Annotated in this window: 17 protein-coding genes, 2 tRNA genes and 3 rRNA genes; 21 read left to right on the top strand and 1 reads right to left on the bottom strand. The window is 43.4% G+C overall.

Going from position 1 to position 25,379, the window contains the following annotated elements; translation table 11 throughout:
- Positions 1-179: 179 nt before the first annotated feature.
- From ACMAZF_RS16745 to ACMAZF_RS16730, 4 genes are all read left to right on the top strand, one after another.
- Positions 180-1,517: a 3-oxoacyl-ACP reductase gene (locus tag ACMAZF_RS16745; RefSeq protein ID WP_435274877.1), complete on the top strand. Its 1,338-nt coding sequence runs from the start codon at positions 180-182 to the stop codon at positions 1,515-1,517.
- Positions 1,518-1,531: 14 nt separating this feature from the next.
- Positions 1,532-2,071 (top strand): hypothetical protein, encoded by a 540-nt coding sequence (locus ACMAZF_RS16740; protein ID WP_435274876.1) that lies wholly within the window; start codon positions 1,532-1,534, stop codon positions 2,069-2,071.
- A gap of 253 nt (positions 2,072-2,324) precedes the next feature.
- Entirely contained in the window at positions 2,325-3,356 is a 1,032-nt protein-coding gene (locus tag ACMAZF_RS16735; RefSeq protein ID WP_435274875.1) for an IS630 family transposase, read from the top strand.
- A 35-nt stretch (positions 3,357-3,391) separates the two neighbouring features.
- Complete coding sequence (locus ACMAZF_RS16730) at positions 3,392-3,622, top strand: GNAT family N-acetyltransferase (RefSeq protein WP_435274874.1); 231 nt, start codon at positions 3,392-3,394, stop codon at positions 3,620-3,622.
- A 22-nt stretch (positions 3,623-3,644) separates the two neighbouring features.
- Here the strand turns inward: ACMAZF_RS16730 and ACMAZF_RS16725 are convergent, their stop codons facing one another.
- Positions 3,645-4,331, bottom strand: a complete 687-nt coding sequence (locus ACMAZF_RS16725) for a hypothetical protein (protein WP_435274873.1) — start codon at positions 4,329-4,331, stop codon at positions 3,645-3,647.
- A gap of 342 nt (positions 4,332-4,673) precedes the next feature.
- Here ACMAZF_RS16725 and xdhA point away from each other — a divergent pair, with 342 nt between their 5' ends.
- From xdhA to istB, 17 genes are all read left to right on the top strand, one after another.
- On the top strand, positions 4,674-6,143 hold the full coding sequence (gene xdhA, locus ACMAZF_RS16720; protein WP_435274872.1) for a xanthine dehydrogenase small subunit: 1,470 nt from the start codon (positions 4,674-4,676) through the stop codon (positions 6,141-6,143).
- A complete protein-coding gene (gene xdhB / locus ACMAZF_RS16715) occupies positions 6,136-8,472 on the top strand; it encodes a xanthine dehydrogenase molybdopterin binding subunit (RefSeq protein WP_435274871.1) in 2,337 nt (778 codons plus the stop codon). Before xdhA ends, xdhB begins: the two co-directional genes overlap by 8 nt.
- Positions 8,473-8,488: 16 nt before the next feature.
- Positions 8,489-9,346, top strand: a complete 858-nt coding sequence (xdhC, locus tag ACMAZF_RS16710; RefSeq protein ID WP_435274870.1) for a xanthine dehydrogenase accessory protein XdhC — start codon at positions 8,489-8,491, stop codon at positions 9,344-9,346.
- Positions 9,347-9,396: 50 nt separating this feature from the next.
- Positions 9,397-10,764 (top strand): allantoinase AllB, encoded by a 1,368-nt coding sequence (gene allB / locus ACMAZF_RS16705; RefSeq protein ID WP_435274869.1) that lies wholly within the window; start codon positions 9,397-9,399, stop codon positions 10,762-10,764.
- A gap of 35 nt (positions 10,765-10,799) precedes the next feature.
- Positions 10,800-11,813 carry an allantoicase gene (gene alc, locus ACMAZF_RS16700; protein WP_435274868.1) on the top strand — a complete coding sequence of 338 codons (1,014 nt, stop codon included), beginning with the start codon at positions 10,800-10,802 and terminating at the stop codon, positions 11,811-11,813.
- A 460-nt stretch (positions 11,814-12,273) separates the two neighbouring features.
- Positions 12,274-12,774 carry a 2-oxo-4-hydroxy-4-carboxy-5-ureidoimidazoline decarboxylase gene (gene uraD, locus ACMAZF_RS16695; RefSeq protein ID WP_435274867.1) on the top strand — a complete coding sequence of 167 codons (501 nt, stop codon included), beginning with the start codon at positions 12,274-12,276 and terminating at the stop codon, positions 12,772-12,774.
- A 10-nt stretch (positions 12,775-12,784) separates the two neighbouring features.
- The gene (uraH, locus tag ACMAZF_RS16690) at positions 12,785-13,126 is read left to right on the top strand and encodes a hydroxyisourate hydrolase (RefSeq protein WP_435274866.1); all 342 of its coding nucleotides are present in this window, start codon (positions 12,785-12,787) and stop codon (positions 13,124-13,126) included.
- 5 nt (positions 13,127-13,131) lie between these two features.
- On the top strand, positions 13,132-13,635 hold the full coding sequence (locus ACMAZF_RS16685) for an ureidoglycolate lyase (RefSeq protein ID WP_435274865.1): 504 nt from the start codon (positions 13,132-13,134) through the stop codon (positions 13,633-13,635).
- 28 nt (positions 13,636-13,663) lie between these two features.
- Positions 13,664-14,989, top strand: a complete 1,326-nt coding sequence (gene guaD, locus ACMAZF_RS16680) for a guanine deaminase (RefSeq protein WP_435274864.1) — start codon at positions 13,664-13,666, stop codon at positions 14,987-14,989.
- Between the two features lie 96 nt (positions 14,990-15,085).
- The gene (locus ACMAZF_RS16675) at positions 15,086-16,285 is read left to right on the top strand and encodes a urate hydroxylase PuuD (RefSeq protein ID WP_435274863.1); all 1,200 of its coding nucleotides are present in this window, start codon (positions 15,086-15,088) and stop codon (positions 16,283-16,285) included.
- 801 nt (positions 16,286-17,086) lie between these two features.
- A 16S ribosomal RNA gene (locus ACMAZF_RS16670) occupies positions 17,087-18,633 on the top strand.
- 271 nt (positions 18,634-18,904) lie between these two features.
- Positions 18,905-18,981, top strand: a tRNA-Ile gene (locus ACMAZF_RS16665).
- A 102-nt stretch (positions 18,982-19,083) separates the two neighbouring features.
- Positions 19,084-19,160: transfer RNA gene (locus ACMAZF_RS16660), tRNA-Ala, on the top strand.
- Positions 19,161-19,680: 520 nt separating this feature from the next.
- Positions 19,681-22,574: ribosomal RNA gene (locus tag ACMAZF_RS16655) — 23S ribosomal RNA — on the top strand.
- A 219-nt stretch (positions 22,575-22,793) separates the two neighbouring features.
- Positions 22,794-22,909: ribosomal RNA gene (gene rrf / locus ACMAZF_RS16650) — 5S ribosomal RNA — on the top strand.
- Together the 16S, 23S and 5S rRNA genes with 2 tRNA genes alongside form the textbook arrangement of a ribosomal RNA operon.
- A 633-nt stretch (positions 22,910-23,542) precedes the next feature.
- Positions 23,543-24,568 carry an IS21 family transposase gene (istA, locus tag ACMAZF_RS16645; protein WP_435274862.1) on the top strand — a complete coding sequence of 342 codons (1,026 nt, stop codon included), beginning with the start codon at positions 23,543-23,545 and terminating at the stop codon, positions 24,566-24,568.
- Entirely contained in the window at positions 24,565-25,338 is a 774-nt protein-coding gene (gene istB / locus ACMAZF_RS16640; RefSeq protein WP_435273981.1) for an IS21-like element helper ATPase IstB, read from the top strand. The genes istA and istB overlap by 4 nt, the downstream gene beginning before the upstream one ends.
- Positions 25,339-25,379: the final 41 nt, after the last annotated feature.

Raw genomic sequence — 25,379 nt, 5'->3', positions numbered from 1 at the left:
CAGATTAACGGTTAATTTCTTATAAGGCGATGCGTTTTTTGATTTAGATCAAAAAGTAGCTTTGTGTAGGTTCTGTTTTCCATAAAAATACTGATTAATGAAAGATTATGGCGCTATTTCTGTGATTGCGTTAAGGTGCTCTTCTATCTGGTATGACAACATAATGTAATGAGGTATTCGTGAAAGATTCTTATCTTAATTTCTCCCATAGTCAATTGGGTAAGTCATTGTTTTCAGTAATTGGTTTGACGATTCCTCCAAAGCTGGCTCGCTATAAATTAGGTGATGCGCTAGTTAAATTATCTATCCTGATAAGTCACGAGAAACATTTAGATAAAATAAAAGCCTGTTTTGTTGAAAGTGAAGTATCTGTTGCAAGTCAATCATCGACTAATACACATCAAAAAGCACAAGCATTGATTTTTGATGCAACGGATATTTCATCGCCAGAACAATTAATACAGTGTCATGAATTCTTCCATCAACAACTAGGTAATTTGGCCAGTAACGGACGTATTATCGTTCTAGGTCGTGTTATTAAGTCTGATATGAGTATTGAAGAGGCTGCTGCACAGCGTGCTTTAGTGGGAATTGTAAAATCTATTGCCAAGGAGGTTGGACGAAGGGGCTGCACTGCAAATCTTGTTTATACGAATAAGGTTTGCGAAAAAAATATTGCGTCACCACTGAGGTTCTTTATCTCTGATAAAAGTTCTTTTGTTAGCGGCCAAATAGTGACGGCAGATTGGGTTACTGATGAACATTCTTTGCAAGAGTGGCAACAGCCGCTCAAAGGTAAAACCGCTTTAGTTACCGGTGCTAGCAGAGGTATAGGCGCTGCAATCGCCAATATTCTAGCAGCGGATGGCGCTACGGTTATAGGTTTAGATATTCCTCAGGCAAAAGATGCGCTAACTAATCAAATAACAGCTATCAATGGTCAATCAATTTTACTGGATGTCACCGCCAATGATGCCGCTTCACAAATTAATCAACAGTTGACTCAACCGCTCGATATTGTTGTTCATAACGCCGGAATAACCCGTGACAAAACGTTAAAGCTAATGTCTGAGCAACAATGGCAATCAGTTATCGATATTAATCTGTCATCGGTCGCTAATATGAATAACTTTTTCTTGAACAACGATTGTTTATCGCCACAAGCCAAAATCATTTGTGTTGCCTCAATTAGTGGCATCGCAGGCAATGTTGGGCAAGTGAATTATGCAGCTTCTAAGTCGGGCATTATTGGATTAGTTGAATCAACAGCACAAAAACTAAAACAACAAGAGGCACAAATAACCATCAACGCTGTGGCTCCTGGCTTTATTGAAACAGAGATGACCGCTAAAATCCCCCTGATGACACGACATTTCGGTCGCCGTTTGTGTTCTCTTTCACAAGGGGGGTTACCAAGTGATGTAGCACATACCATTGCCTTTTTAGCATCACCCAATGCTCAAAGCATTAATGGCAATACTATTCGTGTTTGTGGACAAAATATAATGGGCGCATAGCCTTTAGGAACTTTATGAAATCAATAATTAAATCATTTGCTATTTCCTTAGCATTTCTTTCTCCGTTATCAGCCCTTGCATCAAGCTCTGTCGTTGAAAGCAGTATTCATACGTTAAAGGCATCTCAATTAAAAGATAATTCAGGATTAGTATATATCGGATATGACGTTGATAAAAAGCTAATTTCGCCATATTTAGCACAGCTAAAAGTACATTTAGGAGACGAAAAATTTAATACTTTTCGAGCAGGGCAGGCCAAACGAGATCATCATAGTTTTCATATAACACTCATTAATCCCTTTGAGTACCCGAACGTAAAGAATATCGATGTCAGTAAGCTGCCTGAAATTACCTTTAAATTTGAAGGCTTGGGTACAGCGAGTAAAGACGCTGGCCGCACTTTTTTTGTGGTGACTTCATCTGAAAAAGCGCAGCAAGTTCGCAAGCAACATGGCCTCAAAAATAAAGACTTCCATGTGACTGTAGGCTTTGATGCTAAAGATGTCTTTGGTGTAAGTAAGGGGATGGATAGCTTAATGGAGCAAGTAAAATAATGACACTTGTCCCAGCACAATTAACTCACGTTCAAGCAATTATTCCTATTATGGAAGAGTATTGAAAATTTTGTGGTTTTGATTCTCAAGAAAGAGAAACACAAGCGTTTCTTACTCATCTTATCAAAGATAATAAATCTGTGATGTTGTTGGTGATAGAACAACAATCCCAACAGATCATGGGATTTGTTGATCTATACCCGTGATCATTGAAAGTGCTTGATTTTTTAGCTAATGAGATCATGATAGTCACATGAAAAAGATTGCTCTCACCGACATTCAAAAAGAAACGTTAGAATCTCGACATAAAAAAGCGAGAGATAAGCGTGAGTGCGATCGAATTAAAGCTATTCTATTGCGTGACGAAGGCTGGTCTTCGCCAATGATTGCTCAAGCGTTACGCATTCACGAAACGTCAGTTGTTAGATATATTGATGACTACATTCGTCGTGAAAAATTAACCATCAACAGCGGCGGCTCTACTAGTTATCTTAATCATCAGCAAACGCAACAGTTAATTGCACACCTGTGTGAAGTAACTTACCTACATAGCCATCAAATACTTGATCATATTGAGAGTGAGTACGACATTAAATACACGGTGCCTGGTCTCAATAAATGGTTACATCAGCATGGCTTTAGTTATAAAAAGCCCAAAGGCGTTCCTCATAATTTTGATGAGGAAAAGCAAGCAGCTTTTATCGCACATTATAACCAGCTTAAATCAACGCTGGCTCCTAATGAGCCAATCTTGTTTATGGATGCTGTTCATCCAACACAAGCGACAAAAATCACGGCAGGCTGGATTAAAAAAGGGGAAAATAAACCCATTAAAACCACAGGAAGTCGAACACGAATTAATGTAGTGGGAGCTATCCGATTGGGTCACTTAGAGGAAGCAGTGATAAGGCAATATAATAAGACAGTCAACGGTGAATCTATCGTTGATTTTTTAAATGAAGTCAGAGCCAATTATCAGACGAGCGGTATGCTTCATATGGTTCTTGATGGTGCTGGTTATCACCGTAATCAGATAGTGATTGATGAAGCCGAAAAGCTCAATATCAAGTTACATTATTTACCACCCTATAGTCCTAATTTAAACCCAATAGAACGGCTATGGAAGGTAATGAACAAAAATGCGAGAAATAGCCAATATTTTTCAAGTACTAAAGAGTTTCGACGGCGTATTAGCGATTTTTTTGAGTCAACATTACCCGATATTGCCAATACACTTGACGATACGATCAATGATAATTTTCAAATATTAAAAACTGCACTTTGAAGTTGATTTAGTATATATCCCCCAGTTACTCTACTTTGGCGCTGAAACCTATCTGGCTTTTAAATGACCATGCGGTATCCTGTCAATTTCGTGGCCGCGGTTTAGCTAAAGTGCTAATGAATGGTGCGCTTGAATTTGCGAAAAAATCGGGCGCGATTCGTATTGAGTTTAAAACTGAAATGACCAACACACGCGCACAAGCATTATATAACTCATTGGGTTTTAGTATTGATAAGGACAATGTGTATTATCGAGTAACCTGTTAAGCGTTTTGATATTGTTACAGGATCAGTCTCTGCTCATTGTCAACGTTGATGGATCATCAGTGGCAATGAATAGTCCTCGATAAATCATGTCTTCGTTATCGCTCGGTGAATAACTTGAAAAAGAATGGTTGCTGCCAAAGTTTCGCATTTTTTCTAACTGTACTTGGGCTACCTCTGCTCCATTATAGTTAAACTCAATAAGGCATACTTTTCCACTACAGGCGTAGTTTTCAGCATAAAATTTTTCTCCAATTAATTTACTAAACTGGGCATACAGATTTTCCTCATTTTGGACGTTGGTGTGATCGTTATCTAGTGTACGGATCTTTTCTATCACACGGGAAAAATCCTGAGTGCCAAAAACTGTGCGTAATGCGCTGCTAGAAACCACATCATCAGAGATAAATGCGTTATCAAAATTAGCTGATGAGTCAAATGCCTTTGAAGCCAAGAACTTATCAATGTCAGCTTGTGGAATTGCTTTGTTGGCTTGAGGTGCGTCTTCTAATTTCTCGGCTTGAGACGGGAGCTCATTATTTATTACTGCGTTGTTGGCTGCTTGAGTATTAGGTTGAGCTTTACTTAGCACACCTTTGTCATGAACGCCTTCGTCAGTTATCGATTGGGAAGGCGATCGAGACATGAGTAATGTCGTACCAATTGAGGCAATGATTACACTGATGATAGTGAATGCATAGGTTTTATTCATGATATTCCTTTATCTTACTTAGCGCCGAAAAAGGAGTGTAACTAGCTGATAATTAATAATCAATGAACAGATTGTTCAGTGATTTAATGTATTCTACCTGGTATATATTGGTAATGTATTTGCCATTGACTGATCGAAGGATAAATTAATACTCTATTTATCGATTCGTATCACAGTTTACCGCTATCACTTAGGCTGCCTATTTGCCAATATTGACTCACATCAATAATTCCCCTATCTTTAAAATACTTGACACTTATGTCAGATTTATAAAATTATAATGCCACCAGACTAACTCACTAAGAAGTTAGCATTGTGAGTGGTAATAAGAGCGATATAGCAATGATTAATAATCAGATCCAGTTCTTGCTCAACGATCAGCTAACGACGTTGAGTGACATCGATCCTAATACGACGATTTTACAATATTTAAGACAGCACCAGCACAAGAGCGGCACCAAAGAAGGATGTGCTTCTGGTGACTGTGGTGCCTGTACCGTAGTGATTGCAGAAGCTGTTGCTGGCAAGCTGCGCTATAAGAGCTTAAATGCCTGTATTAGCTTGTTACCGAGTTTGCATGGTAAACAACTTATCACGGTTGAAGATTTAGAAGATGGCGACCGTTTGCATCCTGTACAGCAGGCGATGGTTGATTTTCACGGCTCACAATGTGGCTTTTGTACACCAGGCTTTATTATGTCGCTGTTTGCGCTGCATAAGAATTTCCCTGATCCAAGTAAGCACCAAACATTAGAAGCCCTTGCGGGCAACCTTTGTCGTTGTACTGGTTATCGCGCAATTGTTGATGCGGCGGCAGCGGCAAAAAATCACGGGGCGGATCAATTTGATCGTAACGTTGCGCAAACTATCGCGACGCTAAACAGCATTGCTAGACATACTATGGCCCAACTTTCTCTTAATAAAGAGTTTAACGATGGTGCACAGCAAGCATTCAGTCCATTAAGTCTGTCGCAGCTGAGCCAAATCATGCTGGATAACCCACAGGCGCGTTTAGTGGCTGGTGGCACGGATATCGTGCTTGAAATTACGCAAATGCACAAACAACTTGGCACCATTGTTTATGTTGGCAATGTACCTGAGCTGCAAACATTTGAAGAGCATGATGATAAATTTGTTGTCGGCGCTGCACTGCCATATAGCGAGTTTACGCCACATCTTGCTATCCATTATCCTGAATTTGGCGACATGATTGAGCGCATTGGTTCATTACAAATTCGCAACCAAGGTACGCTGGGTGGCAATGTTGGGAATGCTTCACCAATTGGTGACACACCGCCAGTGTTGATTGCCCTTGATGCTAAATTGAATCTGCGTTGTGGCGATGTTGTACGTCAAATCGCCATTGAAGATTACTTTGTTGATTACAAGGTGACGTCACAGAAAACCAGTGAATTTATTGAAAGCATTGAAATCCCTAAGCCTGTTAGCAAGGCACCGCAGCTTAAGGTATATAAAATTTCTAAGCGTTTCGACGATGATATCTCAGCGGTATTAGCCACTTTTAATTTAACCATTGAAAATGATGTGATTACTAAAGCACGTGTCGCCTTTGGCGGTATGGCGGGCATTCCTGCCCGTGCAATGCACTGTGAGCAAGCCTTAAACGGTCAGCCATTTACGCAGGCGACCATCGACGCTGCCAAAGCGCAGCTTGCTAATGATTATACGCCAATGAGCGATGTACGTGCGTCGAAAGATTACCGTATGACGGTTGCGCAAAACCTATTGCAAAAAGCCTTTATTGAAATTTCTCAGCCACAAACTAATACGGGAGTTGTGCAATATGCGTAAATTAGTTGATTTACCGACGAAAGAGTCGAGCAAGGTGGCTGGCAAAGTTGGCGTTTCACACAAACATGAAAGCGCTGATAAACACGTAAGCGGCAAAGCAGTTTACATCGACGATCGCGGTGAACGTGCTGATCAGCTTCATGGCGCTATCGGGCAAAGTACTATTGCTCACGGCATCGTTACAGCGATGGATTTATCGAAAGTGAAAGCCTATCCAGGTGTAGTCGCTGTGATTACCAGTGGTGATGTGCCGGGTAAAGTGGATATTGGTCCTGTGTTTGGTGGCGACCCTGTTTTAGTTGAAGAAAAAGTTGAGTTTATGGGACAGGCGATGTTCGCCGTTGCCGCAACATCTCATGAAGCGGCTGTAAAAGCAGCCAAGCTTGCAGACATTGAATATCAAGAGCTAGCACCGGTATTGTCAGTAAAGGATGCATTAGCAAAGCAAAACTTTGTACGTCCGACACATACTCAGTCACGCGGCGATGCAAAAACGGCGATTAGCCAAAGTGAGAACAAACTATCAGGTGAGCTGCAAATCGGCGGCCAAGAGCATTTTTATTTAGAAAGCCAGATTTCAGTTGCCGAGCCAACGGAAGAAGGCGGCATGATTGTGTATTCATCAAGCCAGCATCCATCGGAAGTACAAATTCTAGTGGCGGAAGTGCTAGGTATTTCATTTAATAAAGTCGTTATCGATATGCGTCGTATGGGCGGTGGTTTCGGTGGTAAAGAGACGCAAGCGGCTCCTTGGGCATGTCTTGCAGCGCTGCTGGCTAACAAAACTGGTCGCAGCGTTAAAATGCGCCTTAATCGTCATGATGATATGACAGCAACAGGTAAACGTCACCCGTTTGAAAATACCTACGATGTTGGTTTTGATAGCGAAGGGTTAGTGAAAGGAATCGACTTTACCATCAATGGTAATTGTGGCTATTCGCCTGATTTATCAGATGCCATTGTCGATAGAGCGATGTTCCACAGCGATAATGCTTACTTTCTAGAGCATGCTAATGTCGTTGGCAATCGTTGTAAAACCAATACCGTATCTCACACCGCTTATCGTGGATTTGGTGGCCCACAAGGGATGATTTCTATTGAAGGCGTGATGGATGATATTGCGCGTAAAGTAGGTAAAGATCCGCTAGAAGTTCGCAAGCTTAATCTTTACGGTCAAGATGAGCGCAATGTGACTCATTACGGTCAAACTGTTGAGCAAAACATTCTGCCAATGATGATCGACAAGCTTGAAAACGACTGTGACTATCAAGCACGCCGCGCTGCCATTACTCAATTTAATCAAGAAAATCAGTTTATTAAGAAAGGCATCGCGCTAACGCCTGTTAAATTCGGTATTTCATTCACCGTGCAGCATCTTAATCAAGCGGGCGCGTTAATTCATTTATATACCGACGGTTCGATTCAATTGAATCACGGTGGTACTGAAATGGGCCAAGGTTTAAACACCAAGGTAGCACAAGTTGTTGCCCAAGAATTCCAAGTGAATATCGACAATATTTTGGTAACCGCAACTCGTACCGACAAGGTGCCCAATACCTCGCCGACAGCAGCGTCATCTGGCACCGATTTAAATGGTAAAGCGGCGCAGGCGGCAGCGAAAACTATTCGTGGCCGTTTAGTGGACTTTGCCAGTGAGCACTTTGAAGTAACCCCTGAAGAAGTCGTCTTTAAAGATAATCAAGTTCATATTGGCGATGCAAAGATAATGGCCTTTGCTGAGTTAGTTCAGCTTGCGTATTTAAACCGAGTGTCATTGTCGTCTACTGGCTTTTACAAAACGCCAAAAATCCACTACAACCGTGAACAAGCACATGGCCGTCCGTTCTTCTATTACGCCAATGGTGTATCTTGTTCAGAAGTGGTGATTGATACGCTAACCGGTGAATACAAGATCGAACGTGTTGATGTACTGCACGATGTCGGTGATTCACTAAACCCTGCAATCGATTTGGGGCAAATTGAAGGTGCGTTCGTTCAAGGTATGGGGTGGTTAACCACAGAAGAGTTGATGTGGAATGAGCAAGGCCGTCTACTTTCTAATGGCCCTGCAACTTATAAGATCCCTGCAATTGCCGATATGCCTGAGCACTTCAACGTTGAATTGCTACAAAACGAGCCTAATCGCGAAGCGACGATTTATAATTCGAAAGCCGTCGGTGAACCGCCATTTATGTTAGCCATATCAGTGTGGTCTGCAATGCGTGACGCAATTTCATCGGTATCAAATTACAAGCAAAGCCCTGTACTACATACACCAGCGACACCTGAGCGGGTGTTAGATGCTGTAATGCAAATGCAACAGGATTAATTGAGGTAATTGTCTCATGAGTATGACTCCAAACAGCCATTGGTTAGAAGCCGCACAACAGTTGTCACAACAAGGAAAAAGTTACGTATTAGTGACCTTGTTAGGTGTGCGTGGTTCAGCGCCGCGTGATAGCGGCACAAAAATGGTGGTTAGCGATAGCGCTACCTTTGACACCATTGGTGGTGGTCATCTTGAACACAAGGTAACGCAAATTGCCCAGCAGCTCATTCGTGATGGGCAAAGTGGTCAGAAAATCGAGCACTTTCCATTAAGTGCTAAACTTGGTCAATGTTGTGGCGGTAGCACAAGTGTGCTGTTTGAAACCTTTGTTAATACTAATATTAATATCATGATGTTTGGTGCTGGTCATGTTGGCCATGCAATCACGCCAATACTTGCTGGATTGCCTGTAAACCTACATTGGGTGGATGAACGCAGTGATTTATTTCCTGTGCACAAGGCGCGTAATACGCATCATATCGGCAGTGATGTACCTAGCGATGAAGTCGCTAGTATGCCGCCTAATAGCTATTACATCATCTTGACTCACAATCATCAGCGAGATTTTGATATCACCAGCGCCATTTTAAAACGCGGCGATGCTAAATACATTGGTTTGATTGGCTCAGATACAAAATGGAAACGTTTTAAGCAGCGTTTTAGTCATCGTGGTTTTAGCGATGAGCAGATTGCTAGTATCACCTGTCCTGTTGGACTAAGTGATGTACCTGGCAAACGACCAATGGAAGTGGCTGTGTCTATCGTTGGCCAGGTGATTAATTTGTATCAACAAGAACTTACGCCTGTGCCTCATAAGCAAGGTGTACAGTGGGATGAACTTAAGCAAATGCTTGATCATTCAGCAACTGCTTGATCATTCAGCAACTGTACCAACTATAAAAAACAAAGAACAAGAGGAAACAAATGATTAAATTTCCCGACAACCACTTCGCTTTGAAAAGCTCACGTTGTGTTATTGATGGCGCCATAGTACCCGCACAAATTGAAGTTAAAAATGGCATTATTAAAGACATTCACGCTTATGACGCGGCCCTAGGTTGCTGTATCGATAATGTCGGTGATTTAGTTGTAATGCCCGGTTTGGTGGATTCTCATGTTCATATTAACGAGCCAGGACGCACTGAGTGGGAAGGTTTTAATACGGCTACTCAAGCTGCGGCGGCTGGTGGCATTACGACCTTGGTTGATATGCCACTTAATTGCATTCCAGTGACCATCAACAAAGCGTCTTTCCAAGAAAAGCTTGATAGCGTCGATGATAAACTATGGGTTGATTGCGGTTTTTGGGGAGGTGTTGTGCCAGACAGTATTGGCGATCTTGATGAGTTGCTTAATGCGGGCGTATTGGGCTGTAAGTCATTCTTAATTGATTCGGGCATTGAAGAGTTTCAGCCAATGAAGGCGGAGGATTTACGCCAAGCAATGCCAATTCTTGCCAAATACAATGCACCTTATTTGATTCATGCTGAACTAGATTGTGGTGCGCCACCGGCACAAATTACCAAAGCATATAAAAGCTTTTTAGATTCTCGTCCTAAGTCGTGGGAAAACAATGCCATCGACATGATGATTGATTTAAATCGCGAGGTTAAAGCACAAGGTCTTGAGTGTCCTGTACACATCGTTCATTTATCGAGTAGCGAAGCGATAGCAAGTATTGAGTCAGCGCGTGGTGAAGGAATAAGCTTGACCATTGAAACCTGTCCCCATTATTTAACGCTAGCGGCTGAAAGTATTCCCGATGGGAAAACGTTATTTAAATGTTGTCCGCCGATCCGTGAAGAAGATAATCGTCAGCGATTATGGCGTGGGCTTAAAGATGGCGTGATTGATTTTATTGTGTCAGATCATTCGCCGTGTACACCAGAGTTGAAGCACATTGATACTGGTGACATTGAAAAAGCATGGGGCGGTATTTCAGCCTTACAATTTGGTCTGCCATTGATTTGGACTGAAGCGAAAATTCAAGGGTATGATTTAATTGATATTACGCGTTGGATGTCTGAAAAAACCGCTGAATTTATCGGGATGGATCACATCAAAGGTTACATCAAAGCGGGGTTTTATGCTGACTTTGTCATTTTTGACGACAAGGCAGGTTATGTCATCACCAATGAAATGATCAAGCATAAGCACAACATTACACCATACGCAGGACGCCGTGTTGACGGCAATGTCATTAGTACATACTTGCGCGGCGAAAAGATTTATCACGACGATGAATTTGGCGAATCACCAACTGGACAACCATTATTAAAAGGGCGTGTTTAATCAATTATAAGAAGAATAAAGGAAGAGTACATAAGATGAATCAGCAGCAGTTACACCAATACTTCACGCAACATTATGTCGATTTAGCACAGGCGCGCCTCGGCGGTGAAACGCTAGCATGTAGCGATGACTTTTTTGCCGAAATGGAAAATCTTATCAAACCAGGACGCGGTGTATTTATCGACGATAAATATACTGATCGCGGCAAATGGATGGACGGCTGGGAATCTCGCCGTAGCTACGGCCGAACTCATGGCAACGGAAGTGGTCGCGATGAAGATTGGTGTATATTGCGTTTAGGTGTAGCTGGCGTCATTCGTGGTATTGATGTCGATACTAATCACTTTAAAGGCAATGCGCCGCAATCGATTATGCTAGAGGCTACTCATTGTATTGGTGATATTGACAATGCGCAGTGGACAGTATTGGTTAAACAAAGTGATACCGATGCTCATAGTCAAAATCTGTTTGAAGTAAACTGCGATAAAGTGTGGACTCATGTTCGTCTTACCATGTTCCCTGATGGTGGTGTTGCTCGTCTTCGCGTGTATGGCTACCCTCAATTAGACATGAATAATTTTGTGGCAGGTGAATTGATCGATCTCGCGTCCATCCAAAATGGCGCTCGGGCATTATTATGTTCTGACATGTTTTTTAGCGATAAAAATAATCTACTGATGCCTGGGCGCGGCGTTAACATGGGGGACGGCTGGGAAACAAAGCGCCGTCGTGATCCAGGTCCTGATTGGTCAATCGTTAAACTAGCGACTCGAGGAGTCATCAAAAAAGCCATCATCGATACCGCTCATTTTAAAGGGAATTTTCCTGACACTTTTAGTTTGGAAGGCTGTGTGAGTGACGATGAAGCTATTTTAGCGGGCGACGCCCAGTGGCAACCAGTTATCGAGCGCACCAAGTTATTTGCCGACCGAGAACATTTGTTTATCGATGAAATTTGTAATAACGAAACAGCCTTTACTCATGTTCGATTAAATATCTTCCCAGACGGCGGCGTTAGCCGCATGCGGTTGTTTGGGAGTATCGCGTAGCGATTTAGTTACTTATTGGAAAGGAAAGCCTGAAAGCGTGGAAAACTCCCGCTATTTATTGCCTCAAATTACAAATTGACCAATGCAAAAATCAGGGATGATTTTTGAGTATTTGCCGCAGGCGACTGCATGGATGCAGGAGTTAGAGCAACGCAGGAGCAGTTGCCGAGATGCGGATAAAATACGGTATTGAAGAGTCAATTTTTCATTTGAGATAAGCAATAAATTTTCGGGTCGCCTTTCTTTTGGTTACTTTTCTTTGGCGACGCAAAGAAAAGTAACTGGCGTGCGAATGACGTTGCTCATTGAATAAATTGGACTAAATCGCACGTCAAAATTGCTCCATAGTTTAAGGCGATAAATGGCGGGCAGTTGGCATCACACGTCAAAACTGTTCCATAGCCTGATGTCGTAGGTTACCGCTAATTAACATCGTCAGAATTAGAAGAATAAGAGAAAAATGAATTATTTAGACATCAACAAACAATCAGAACAAGACGCTACTCATGCGTTTATGCAGTGCTGCACCTCAAGCACTTGGGTGAGAAAAATGGTGGCATCGCGTCCGTACAACAACGCCGATGAACTTTACGACGCTGCCAACCAGCACTGGATTGGGTTAGACGAAAAAGATTATTTAGAAGCCTTTGATGGACACCCGAAAATTGGTGATGTTAGTAGTTTGCGGGCTAAATACGCCAACACTAAAGCCCTAGCAGCGGGTGAACAGTCGGGAATGGGTGAAGCCGACGAGCAAACTATTAACGACCTAGCGCAAGGTAACAGTGATTATGAAGCTAAGTTTGGTTTCATTTTTATTGTTTGCGCTACAGGTAAAAGTGCCGCCGAGATGAACGAGTTATTGCAAGCAAGACTTGGCAATGATCGCGCAACGGAACTACGTAACGCCGCAGAAGAGCAGCGTAAGATTTTTCACATTCGATTAGCTAAATTGACGTAAGGAATTGAAAATGAGTCAGATTACTACCCATATTTTAGATACTACTCGCGGCACACCGGCGGCGAATGTTCCAATTACACTTTTTATTAAAGTTGGCGATGATTGGCAGGAAATGTCAGCTGGTGTGACGAATGATGATGGTCGTATCGGTAGTCTATTGGCCGATACCGTTGTACTAGATGCTGGCACTTACCGCATGCACTTTGATACCCAAAGTTATTTCGATGCCAATAACGAGCAAGGATTCTATCCATACGTCGATATCGTGTTTACCGTCGATGGCAGCGGTAGTCATTATCACATTCCATTGCTATTAACCGCTTACGGTTACTCAACTTACCGTGGAAGTTAAGGACTATGGAAAATATGATGATGCAAGCTAAACCGCTAACTCAAGAAGCTTTCGCTGCTTTTGGTGATGTTATTGAGGTAAGCGACAATAATGAGCATTTTGCTATCAACCAAGGTTTTACTACCCGTCATCACAAGCTGGCGATGGTTGAAACTATTGGCGATGGCGCCCAGGGTATTATTAGTATTTTCCGCTCTAAACCATTGGCGCTGCCAATTAAGATCGGCATGATGGAGCGCCATCCTCAGGGCTCGCAGGCCTTTATGCCATTAAGTGATAATCCTTATTTAGTAGTGGTTGCGCCAAAGGGTGAGCTGGATCTGCGTAAAATAGAAGTGTTTTTAGCACAATCACATCAGGGTGTTAATTATCACACCGGAACTTGGCATCACTTCTGTTTAGCATTAAACGAAGTAAGTGATTTTTTAGTTGTCGACCGTCATGGCGTAGGCAACAACTGTGATGAAGTGACCATTGATGTGTCACAGCAGATAACAATAGCGTTTTAAATCGTTTTTATTTTTTAAGAGTTACACAATGAACAATACAACCAAGGCCTTTCGCGGCGAAATTCTTCACTTTTTAAGCGATCCGGCAAAAGATGAAACCAATAGCTATCAACATTTCGCTGATGGTGTTTTAGTCGTTAAGAACGGCTTGGTTGATTACTTAGGCGACGCGCAGGATATCTTGCCGACACTTGCTGATGACGTTGAAGTCACTGTTCATGACAATGGTCTATTAATGCCGGGCTTTGTCGATACTCATATTCATTTTCCGCAAACTGAAATCATCGGCTCTTATGGCGAGCAGCTATTAGAATGGTTAGATACTTATACCTTTCCAACGGAAGCACAATTCGGCGATAAAGACTTTGCCTTGCCACGCGCACAATTTTTCTTAGACCAATTATTACAAAACGGTACTACTACGGCGCTAGTTTTCGGAACAGTACATCCAGAGTCTGTTGATGCTTTCTTTGAACGTGCAGAAGAAATGAACCTGCGTATGATCTGCGGCAAGGTAATGATGGATCGCAACGCGCCAGACAATCTTACTGATACTGCGCAATCGAGTTACGATGAATCAAAAGCCCTTATTGAAAAGTGGCATGGTAAAGGCCGTTTACATTATGCCGTAACCCCGCGCTTTGCACCGACCAGCACCAGTGAGCAGTTACACAAAGCTGGTCAGTTACTTAAAGAATACCCAGATGTGTTTATGCATACTCACCTTAGCGAAAACGAAAACGAGTGTGCTTGGGTTAAAGACTTATTCCCAGAGTGTGAAAACTACTTAGATGTATACGACCAGCACGGTTTATTAAGCAAACGTAGTGTTTTTGCTCATGGCATTCATTTATGTGATAGCGAGTATCAACGATTGTCAGATACTAAATCGTCTTTATCTTATTGCCCAACCTCAAATCTATTCTTGGGTAGCGGGCTATTTAACTTAAAAAAAGCAGAACAATATAACGTCGATGTTGGTTTAGGAACCGACGTCGGTGGTGGTACGAGTTTTTCACAGCTTCAAACACTTAATGAAGCGTATAAAATTCAGCAATTGCGCGGCGAAAAGTTAACTGCACTTAAATCATTCTTCCTTGCCACCCTTGGCGGGGCACAAGCATTAGATCTAGAAAGCAAGATAGGTAACTTCGAACAGGGTAAAGAAGCCGACTTCGTGGTGCTTGATTATCAATCAACTGACTTGATGCGCGTGAGAATGAATAAATCAAAAGACTTATTAGAGCGTTTATTCGTCATGACAACGTTAGGTGATGATCGCGCAATCAAAGCCACTTATGTGATGGGAGAGCAAGTGCATGATCGCGATGCTCCCAAATCGAGTGCGCTCTAACCCTGATATAAAAATAACAGGGAAAAAATTATAACAATTCACATCATGAGAGTCGCGGTGACCACTCAGGTGCAGGGTTGATTGGAGTAGTAGGAAATGGATCCTTATATTACGGAATGGTTAAACCTGATCTTAAGGTTTGCCCATGTGATTACGGGTATAGCATGGATAGGTGCATCCTTTTATTTTGTGTGGCTAGATAACCATTTGGAAAAACCGCCACAATGGAAAACCGATAAAGGTATTGGAGGCGATCTCTGGGCCATACACGGTGGTGGCTTCTATGAAGTTGCTAAATACAAACATGCACCCGAGCAAATGCCCAAACTGCTCCATTGGTTTAAATGGGAAGCTTATAGCACTTGGCTAACAGGGTTTGTGCTATTAGCATTAATGTTTTATCTTGGTGCTGAAACCTATCTTATCGATCCTTCTGTGTCAGAAATCTCACCCGCATTGGCTATTACCATTGGTCTTGCGAGTATCGCTGGTGGTTGGCTAGTCTACGACCTACTGTGCCGCACTAAACTCAGCGAACACGGTGTCGTTCTTGGTATCATCTTGATGGTGCTGATCTGCGGACTATCTTACGTCCTATCACAAACCTTTAGTGCACGCGGTGCCTTTATGCATGTAGGTGCTGTAGTCGGCACTATCATGGCGGGTAATGTGTTCTTTACTATTATGCCGTCGCAACGGGCATTAGTAAGTAGTGTTGAAAAGGGCGAGCCGGTAGATCCTAGTTGGGGGGCGAAAGCTAAATTACGCTCAACCCATAATACTTACGCAACACTGCCTTTAATCTTCATTATGATTAGCAATCATTATCCAATGATCTTTAATCATCAATATAACTGGGCTTTGTTGATGGTGATTTTTGTTATCACCGCAGCCATTAGACAATACTTCGTAGCAAAACATAAAGGTAATGAGAATAAGATGGTATTAGTAGCCGCTGCGCTATTGACTATTGCCTTAATGATCGCGATTGCACCTAAGAAAGTTGAAAAGAGTGCACAAGCACAGCAAAACACAATCGAAGCAGCACAAGTTAAAAGCATCATTAATGAGCGCTGCACTGCGTGCCATTCTAAAAAGAATACCGATCAAATCTTTACTGTGGCGCAAGGTGGTGTGATTTTAGATACCTTAGATGATATGAAGCGATGGGCACCACGCATTCAAGCACGTGCTATCGACGCTAAGGATATGCCTTTTATCAATAAAACTAAGATGACTGATGACGAGCGTATCTATATAGCCCAATGGATAGCTCAAGGCGCTCCTTTAAAATAGCGGTCTGCACCACATGTTATAAAAAATGAGCAGGAAGGCCTGTTGCTCTTTGTAAAATGTTTTTGCAGCGAGTTGTTCGGGGTTAGTACAAGACAGAGTCTGCGACGCTTAGTGGGCTAAGCTAGCAGGCGATAACGCCGTAGAAATGACGAACAAACGCTGTCCTTCGGATGCAATGACAAGACATTTTCACCGCGTTATTCGCCGCTCGCCTAGGTAGACTAGGCGTCGCTCCTCATGCCTTGCCAAAAAGCATTGTCAATTGCACAAAATTAATTTCCGAAAGAACAACAGGCCTTCGCAGTTAACTTCGCGTGATATGCTCACTTTTTCGTCTTAAAAGCCAACTTTTTGTGATCTCAAACCATTTTAAGCATCAAACTCATAAAAAGATCAAAAAAGCTCTTGCCAAGTTCAATTGGATCTCTATAATGCGCATCCACTGACACGGCGCAACGGCTTCTACTACGGAGTTAAACGCAAGTTAGCGAAGAAAATAGCTTTTAAATGTTTTTTATAAATTTTAAAATTAGTTGTTGACTTCAAATAAGGATTGCGTAGAATGCGCAACCCGAAACGCAGAGAAGCAAACGCTTTGAAGCGGTTCTCTCACCAAATGGTGATTGAGATAAAACGTTCTTTAAAAATTAGTATTCAAATAAACTGTGTGGGCATTTTTAGATAAGTATCAAAAATACTTAATGAAGATGTTCACACCAAGTAAGAAATTACTTGATATGACAGTAAATTCATTGAGTCGTTTCTTATGTAAAAGTAGGGAACGTTAAACAGTTAAACTTTTAATTGAAGAGTTTGATCATGGCTCAGATTGAACGCTGGCGGCAGGCCTAACACATGCAAGTCGAGCGGAAACACAAGGGAGCTTGCTCCTGAGGTGTCGAGCGGCGGACGGGTGAGTAATGCTTGGGAAACTGCCCAGTCGTGGGGGACAACCATTGGAAACGATGGCTAATACCGCATACGCCCTACGGGGGAAAGAAGGGGACTCTTCGGAGCCTTTCGCGATTGGATGTGCCCAAGTGGGATTAGCTAGTTGGTGAGGTAAAGGCTCACCAAGGCGACGATCCCTAGCTGGTTTGAGAGGATGATCAGCCACACTGGAACTGAGACACGGTCCAGACTCCTACGGGAGGCAGCAGTGGGGAATATTGCACAATGGAGGAAACTCTGATGCAGCCATGCCGCGTGTATGAAGAAGGCCTTCGGGTTGTAAAGTACTTTCAGCGAGGAGGAAAGGTTAGTAGTTAATAACTGCTAGCTGTGACGTTACTCGCAGAAGAAGGACCGGCTAACTCCGTGCCAGCAGCCGCGGTAATACGGAGGGTCCGAGCGTTAATCGGAATTACTGGGCGTAAAGCGTACGCAGGCGGTTTGTTAAGCGAGATGTGAAAGCCCCGGGCTCAACCTGGGAACTGCATTTCGAACTGACAAACTAGAGTTTTGTAGAGGGTGGTAGAATTTCAGGTGTAGCGGTGAAATGCGTAGAGATCTGAAGGAATACCAGTGGCGAAGGCGGCCACCTGGACAATAACTGACGCTCATGTACGAAAGCGTGGGGAGCAAACGGGATTAGATACCCCGGTAGTCCACGCCGTAAACGATGTCAACTAGCCGACTGGTGCCTTGAGCACTGGGTGGCGCAGCTAACGCATTAAGTTGACCGCCTGGGGAGTACGGCCGCAAGGTTAAAACTCAAATGAATTGACGGGGGCCCGCACAAGCGGTGGAGCATGTGGTTTAATTCGATGCAACGCGAAGAACCTTACCTACTCTTGACATCCACAGAACTTTTCAGAGATGAATTGGTGCCTTCGGGAACTGTGAGACAGGTGCTGCATGGCTGTCGTCAGCTCGTGTTGTGAAATGTTGGGTTAAGTCCCGCAACGAGCGCAACCCCTATCCTTAGTTGCCAGCACGTAATGGTGGGAACTCTAGGGAGACTGCCGGTGATAAACCGGAGGAAGGTGGGGACGACGTCAAGTCATCATGGCCCTTACGAGTAGGGCTACACACGTGCTACAATGGCGCATACAAAGGGTTGCGAAGCCGCGAGGTGGAGCCAATCCCAAAAAGTGCGTCGTAGTCCGGATTGGAGTCTGCAACTCGACTCCATGAAGTCGGAATCGCTAGTAATCGTAGATCAGAATGCTACGGTGAATACGTTCCCGGGCCTTGTACACACCGCCCGTCACACCATGGGAGTGGGCTGCAAAAGAAGTGGGTAGTTTAACCTTTCGGGGAGGACGCTCACCACTTTGTGGTTCATGACTGGGGTGAAGTCGTAACAAGGTAGCCCTAGGGGAACCTGGGGCTGGATCACCTCCTTACAGACAAAAATAAAACAGATTTTTAGATAATTAATCTAAAAATACAGTTTTATTCAGGTCGTCACTAGTGATGACCAATCATTCGATACTTTTCTTTAAGTGTCCACACAGTTTGTTTGAATACGAAAATAAAGACGCATAGTTAAACCATCCAGTTGGTTTGACAATATGTTTTAGGTTCTAGCTTTGTTAGTTAGCATCCCACTTCTCTGATAAAGAGTTGGGTGAGGTCGGCTTGTTAACTCAGTTATTAACTTTAACAAAATGTTTTAGGTCTGTAGCTCAGTTGGTTAGAGCGCACCCCTGATAAGGGTGAGGTCGGCAGTTCAAATCTGCCCAGACCTACCAAATTTCATTTGTTCAGCGTTATAAAGTAACTCGTTTAGCAGGCTAAACGTCGTCACTTCATGCCTTGAATAAACGAAATTACTAAAACATAAAAGAATATGTGGGGCTATAGCTCGAGCTGGGAGAGCGCCTGCCTTGCACGCAGGAGGTCTGCGGTTCGATCCCGCATAGCTCCACCACTTATTCTTTTTCGCATAGAAATACATTCGATGAAATAGACTTTAAAGATAATCATTAAGATTTAATTATTATCTTTGACGTTTTAACGTCTGCTCTTTAACAATTTGGAAAGCTGATAAATTCAAAAATAGAATTTAGATTATTGTGTAAACAATAATTTTTATTCGAAGTTCTTAAGTAATTAGTGAATGCTAATTACGAACACAACAAGTGTTCTTGGATATTTTTGAGGCGAAAATGATTTACGAAGCTAATAATCTAAAAATAAATACTTAATTTATTTTTCAGGATAATTAGAAGAATAATGATAAAACTAGACATAGCAGACATTGGTCTGTGAAATCGAAAACATTAGTTGTTTTAATTAACACATCTAACGTATTGCGCAGATAATTTTTTCTAATGCAAGGCGGACGAGGAATGAGGGAAGTCGTGTAACGTGTTACATAACTGACCGAATGACGAAGTCCAACGGCGCAGTAGAGAAAAGAATCAAGCAAGACACATTAGGTGTTGTATGATTAAGTGACTAAGCGTATACGGTGGATGCCTAGGCAATTAGAGGCGATGAAGGACGTGTTAATCTGCGATAAGCGTTGGCAAGGTGATAAAAACCGCAATAGCCAACGATTTCCGAATGGGGAAACCCAGCTGCCATAAGGCAGTTATCTCAACGTAAATACATAGCGTTGTGAGGCGAACCCGGGGAACTGAAACATCTAAGTACCCGGAGGAAAAGAAATCAACCGAGATTCCCTTAGTAGCGGCGAGCGAACGGGGACCAGCCCTTAAGTAATTAATAAGTCAGTCGAATGCACTGGAAAGTGCGACGATAGAAGGTGATAGTCCTGTAGACGAAGACGAATTTTTTATGAAAACGAGTAGGACGGGACACGTGATATCCTGTTTGAAGATGGGGGGACCATCCTCCAAGGCTAAATACTACTAATTGACCGATAGTGAACCAGTACCGTGAGGGAAAGGCGAAAAGAACCCCTGTGAGGGGAGTGAAATAGAACCTGAAACCGTATACGTACAAGCAGTGGGAGCACAGATTTGCTGTGTGACTGCGTACCTTTTGTATAATGGGTCAGCGACTTACATTTTGTAGCAAGGTTAACCGTATAGGGGAGCCGTAGGGAAACCGAGTCTTAACTGGGCGATAGTTGCAAGGTGTAGACCCGAAACCGGGTGATCTAGCCATGGGCAGGTTGAAGGTTGAGTAACATCAACTGGAGGACCGAACACACGTATGTTGAAAAATGCGGTGATGACCTGTGGCTAGGGGTGAAAGGCCAATCAAACCCGGAGATAGCTGGTTCTCCCCGAAATCTATTTAGGTAGAGCGTCATGTATCACCATTGGGGGTAGAGCACTGTTAAGGCTAGGGGGTCATCCCGACTTACCAACCCTTTGCAAACTCCGAATACCAATGAGTGCAATCATGGCAGACACACTGCGGGTGCTAACGTCCGTAGTGAAGAGGGAAACAACCCAGACCGCCAGCTAAGGTCCCAAAGTACTAGTTAAGTGGGAAACGATGTGGGAAGGCTTAGACAGCTAGGAGGTTGGCTTAGAAGCAGCCATCTTTTAAAGAAAGCGTAATAGCTCACTAGTCGAGTCGGCCTGCGCGGAAGATTTAACGGGGCTAAACTAGTCACCGAAGCTGCGGATTCATACTTTGTATGAGTGGTAGGGGAGCGTTCTGTAAGCCGTTGAAGGTGTGCTGTCAGGCATGCTGGAGGTATCAGAAGTGCGAATGCTGACATGAGTAACGATAAAGGGGGTGAAAAACCTCCTCGCCGAAAGACCAAGGGTTCCTGTCCAACGTTAATCGGGGCAGGGTAAGTCGACCCCTAAGGCGAGGCAGAAATGCGTAGTCGATGGGAAACTGGTTAATATTCCAGTACTTCTTATAATTGCGATGGGGGGACGGAGAAGGCTAATCTAGCATGGCGTTGGTTGTCCATGTTTAAGGCAGTAGGCCGTTGTTTTAGGTAAATCCGGAACAACTTTGGCTGAGAGTCGATGACGAGCTACTACGGTAGTGAAGTAGATGATGCCATACTTCCAGGAAAAGCCTCTAAGCTTCAGATTATAAGGAATCGTACTCCAAACCGACACAGGTGGTCGGGTAGAGAATACCAAGGCGCTTGAGAGAACTCGGGTGAAGGAACTAGGCAAAATAGTACCGTAACTTCGGGAGAAGGTACGCTGGCTGTGGTGATGAGACTTGCTCTCTAAGCTACGGTCAGTCGCAGTGACCAGGTGGCTGCAACTGTTTATTAAAAACACAGCACTGTGCAAAATCGTAAGATGACGTATACGGTGTGACACCTGCCCGGTGCCGGAAGGTTAATTGATTGGGTTAGAACTTCGGTTCGAAGCTCATGATCGAAGCCCCGGTAAACGGCGGCCGTAACTATAACGGTCCTAAGGTAGCGAAATTCCTTGTCGGGTAAGTTCCGACCTGCACGAATGGTGTAATGATGGCCACGCTGTCTCCACCCGAGACTCAGTGAAATTGAAATCGCTGTGAAGATGCAGTGTACCCGCGGCTAGACGGAAAGACCCCGTGAACCTTTACTACAGCTTGGCACTGAACATTGAACCTACATGTGTAGGATAGGTGGGAGCCTTTGAAACCAGAACGCTAGTTTTGGTGGAGGCAATCTTGAAATACCACCCTTGTACGTTTGATGTTCTAACTTAGGTCCCTTATCGGGATTGAGGACAGTGTCTGGTGGGTAGTTTGACTGGGGCGGTCTCCTCCCAAAGAGTAACGGAGGAGTACGAAGGTTAGCTAAGCATGGTCGGACATCATGCGGTTAGTATAATGGTATAAGCTAGCTTGACTGCGAGACAGACACGTCGAGCAGGTACGAAAGTAGGTCATAGTGATCCGGTGGTTCTGTATGGAAGGGCCATCGCTCAACGGATAAAAGGTACTCCGGGGATAACAGGCTGATACCGCCCAAGAGTTCATATCGACGGCGGTGTTTGGCACCTCGATGTCGGCTCATCACATCCTGGGGCTGAAGTCGGTCCCAAGGGTATGGCTGTTCGCCATTTAAAGTGGTACGCGAGCTGGGTTTAGAACGTCGTGAGACAGTTCGGTCCCTATCTGCCGTGGGCGTTTGAGAATTGAGAGGAGCTGCTCCTAGTACGAGAGGACCGGAGTGGACGAACCGCTGGTGTTCGGGTTGTCATGCCAATGGCATTGCCCGGTAGCTACGTTCGGAATCGATAACCGCTGAAAGCATCTAAGCGGGAAGCGAGCCTCGAGATGAGTTCTCACTGGAGATTTAATCTCCCTAAAGGGCCGTAGGAGACTACTACGTTGATAGGCAAGGTGTGTAAGCGTTGTGAGGCGTTGAGCTAACTTGTACTAATGACCCGTGAGGCTTAATCATACAACACCTAATGTGTTTTACATGAACATCTTAAAAATAGATACTAAATCTATTTTTCAAGAGATGTTCTAGTCTCAGAAATATCCAACAAAGAACGCTTGTTGTGTTTAAGAAGATTTTTGAAAGCTTTCCAAATTTAGTGGTTGTGTTCGCTGTAACACATCGCTCTTTGCCATCCATGGCACCGCGATGTTAGTGAATGCAATCACGTCAAATTAGTTTGGTAACCATAGCAAATTGGTCCCACCTGATCCCATTCCGAACTCAGTAGTGAAACGATTTAGCGCCGATGGTAGTGTGGGGCTTCCCCATGTGAGAGTAGGACATTGCCAAACACTTATTTAGAGAAAGCCGCTGTAACTTATGTTACAGCGGCTTTTTTGCTTTCTGACGTATAGAAATTGACGCGTGATGACAGGTCCCATCACTGTGAAGTGAAACGCCTTATCGCCGAGACAGCGCCTGTCGCTCTCGGAGCGAGTACAGTATAGTTAATGGGATAGAACGAGTTAAAGCGGTAGTGTAGGGCTTCCCCAACTTGTCACGACGAGCTGCGTTAGTCCGCTGGACTAACGGTCTCGCCGAGCCTGAGTAGGACATTGCCAAACACCTATTTAGTCGAGAGGCCCCGTGTAGAAATACACGGGGCCTTTTGCATTTTACGACTTTGAATTTTACCTATTATACCAATTGCATTAAGTAAGTGATCTTGTTGTGCGTAGAGAAAATCAGCTAAAACAAGGCGCTCGATTGACTAATAGCTGGCTATTAGGATTGAGAGCAACGCCATTTTAGTTAATTTTAACAAGTACAAGTGGGCAAATATTTAATGCAATTGGTATTAGAGCTAGATGAGCCACAGCCTACCGTAGTAAACAGATGTCACCAACGGTGCAAAAATGACCCACTAACATCGATCCAAAATTGACCCACCGATGTATCATTTATTTATTTTTAGGTGATACGGTATGTTAACGAAGGAGCTATTTGTGGATATTAAAGTCCTGCATAAACAAGGCAAAAGCATTCGCGCCATTGCCAAGGAATTAAACGTATCGCGCAATACTGTGCGTAAATATTTAAGAGGATATGACGTGCCTCATTATACAAAACGACATTCACCACCGACTAAACTCAGTCCCTTCCATGAGTATATTCAAGGTCGAATAAATGCTGCAAAACCACACTGGATCCCAGCTGTTGTTTTGTTGTCAGAAATAAAATCTAGAGGTTATCAAGGTGGAATAACGCAACTCAGGGTGTATTTATCCGCTTTCAAGCAATTAACACCAGAGCCTATTGTTCGATTTGAAACCGGTCCGGGTCAACAAATGCAAATAGACTTCACCACGATTAAACGCGGAAAGCTTACCATTAAGGCGTTTGTGGCAACCCTTGGCTATTCACGAGCCTGCTACGTCTATTTTTATGACCATGAGCTAACAGAAGCATGGATGGACGGATTAAGGGAAGCATTTCACTATTTTGGCGGCGTTCCAAAACAAGTGTTATGCGACAACGCTAAAGCATTAGTTATTGAGCGCGATGTTTACGGTGAAGGAAAGCACCGTTGGAATCAATCGTTTCTTGATTTGGCTGAGGAATATGGTTTTCAACCCAAAGCATGTCGGCCGTATCGTGCTAAAACCAAGGGGAAAGTTGAACGATTTAACCATTACTTGAAGAATAGCTTTGTTGTACCACTGCATGCAACGCTCAAGCAAGCGGGCTTATCGTTAGATTGTGCAAATGCCAATAGCAAAATTGGCGGATGGCTAAACGATGTCGCCCACCAACGTATTCATGGTACGACCGCACAAAAGCCGCAATACCTCCTTGATGAAGAAGTGGCGTACTTACAACCGCTTCCACAAAAACTTCACAGCAGTTTGGATTTAAAGAGCAGCGCATTAGTGTCGTTTATTGCGCCCATTGATATTGAATGCTATCAACACCCGATATCTGTTTACAGTGAACTACTGGAGCAACTATGAGTATTCAACATGAACAAATCGCTTCAATATGTGAGCAACTCAATTTAAGAAATATAGAAAACAACTGGCCTAACATTGCGAGTCGATGCGTCAAAAATGAAAGTAGTTATGCTGACTTTTTGTATCAGATCCTCACTAGCGAGTTAGAGAATAAGTATGATCGGGCGCGAGAAATCATGCTAAAAATGTCCGGTTTTCCAAGCATCAAAACACTAGACCAATTTAACTTCAAGATTGCAACAGGGGCACCACGTAAAGCGATAACGGAGCTAAGCTCGCTTGCCTTTATTGAGCGGTGTGAGAATGTCATTTTACTAGGTCCAAGTGGTACAGGTAAAACACACTTAGCCATTGCGTTAGGTTATAAAGCCATTGAGCAACGCAAGAAAACACGTTTTATCAGTGCCGCAGATTTAATGCTTCAGCTAAGCAGTGCACAGCGGCAAGGAAAATTGAAAAGCTACATGCAACGCTCTATTCTTGCTCCTCGGTTGCTAATCATCGATGAGATAGGCTATTTACCATTTGGCCGTGATGAAGCAAATCTATTTTTTAATGTCATTGCCAAGCGTTATGAAAAAGGCAGTTTGATTCTAACGAGCAATTTACCCTTTGGACAGTGGCCGAGCGCCTTTTCAGATGATGCAACTTTAACAGCGGCCATGTTAGATCGCGTACTACATCACTCTCATGTGTTGCAATTAACTGGCGAAAGCTATCGATTAAGAGAAAAAAGAAAAGCGGGTATTATTGATACCTATCAAGACTAACTGGGTCAGTTTTCAATCGATGAATTACTGAAAAAGTGGGT

Source organism: Psychrobium sp. nBUS_13, from assembly GCF_051201665.1.
GTDB lineage: Bacteria > Pseudomonadota > Gammaproteobacteria > Enterobacterales > Psychrobiaceae > Psychrobium.
This window is presented reverse-complemented; position numbering and strand designations above follow the sequence as displayed.

Coding starts and splice junctions, on each gene's coding strand:
- xdhA (WP_435274872.1), top strand. CDS start 4,674: ATGATTAATAATCAGATCCAGTTCTTGCTCAACGATCAGCTAACGACG.
- ACMAZF_RS16740 (WP_435274876.1), top strand. CDS start 1,532: ATGAAATCAATAATTAAATCATTTGCTATTTCCTTAGCATTTCTTTCT.
- istA (WP_435274862.1), top strand. CDS start 23,543: ATGTTAACGAAGGAGCTATTTGTGGATATTAAAGTCCTGCATAAACAA.
- xdhC (WP_435274870.1), top strand. CDS start 8,489: ATGAGTATGACTCCAAACAGCCATTGGTTAGAAGCCGCACAACAGTTG.
- ACMAZF_RS16675 (WP_435274863.1), top strand. CDS start 15,086: ATGGATCCTTATATTACGGAATGGTTAAACCTGATCTTAAGGTTTGCC.
- uraD (WP_435274867.1), top strand. CDS start 12,274: ATGAATTATTTAGACATCAACAAACAATCAGAACAAGACGCTACTCAT.
- xdhB (WP_435274871.1), top strand. CDS start 6,136: ATGCGTAAATTAGTTGATTTACCGACGAAAGAGTCGAGCAAGGTGGCT.
- alc (WP_435274868.1), top strand. CDS start 10,800: ATGAATCAGCAGCAGTTACACCAATACTTCACGCAACATTATGTCGAT.
- allB (WP_435274869.1), top strand. CDS start 9,397: ATGATTAAATTTCCCGACAACCACTTCGCTTTGAAAAGCTCACGTTGT.
- uraH (WP_435274866.1), top strand. CDS start 12,785: ATGAGTCAGATTACTACCCATATTTTAGATACTACTCGCGGCACACCG.
- ACMAZF_RS16685 (WP_435274865.1), top strand. CDS start 13,132: ATGGAAAATATGATGATGCAAGCTAAACCGCTAACTCAAGAAGCTTTC.
- istB (WP_435273981.1), top strand. CDS start 24,565: ATGAGTATTCAACATGAACAAATCGCTTCAATATGTGAGCAACTCAAT.
- ACMAZF_RS16735 (WP_435274875.1), top strand. CDS start 2,325: ATGAAAAAGATTGCTCTCACCGACATTCAAAAAGAAACGTTAGAATCT.
- guaD (WP_435274864.1), top strand. CDS start 13,664: ATGAACAATACAACCAAGGCCTTTCGCGGCGAAATTCTTCACTTTTTA.
- ACMAZF_RS16725 (WP_435274873.1), bottom strand. CDS start 4,331: ATGAATAAAACCTATGCATTCACTATCATCAGTGTAATCATTGCCTCA.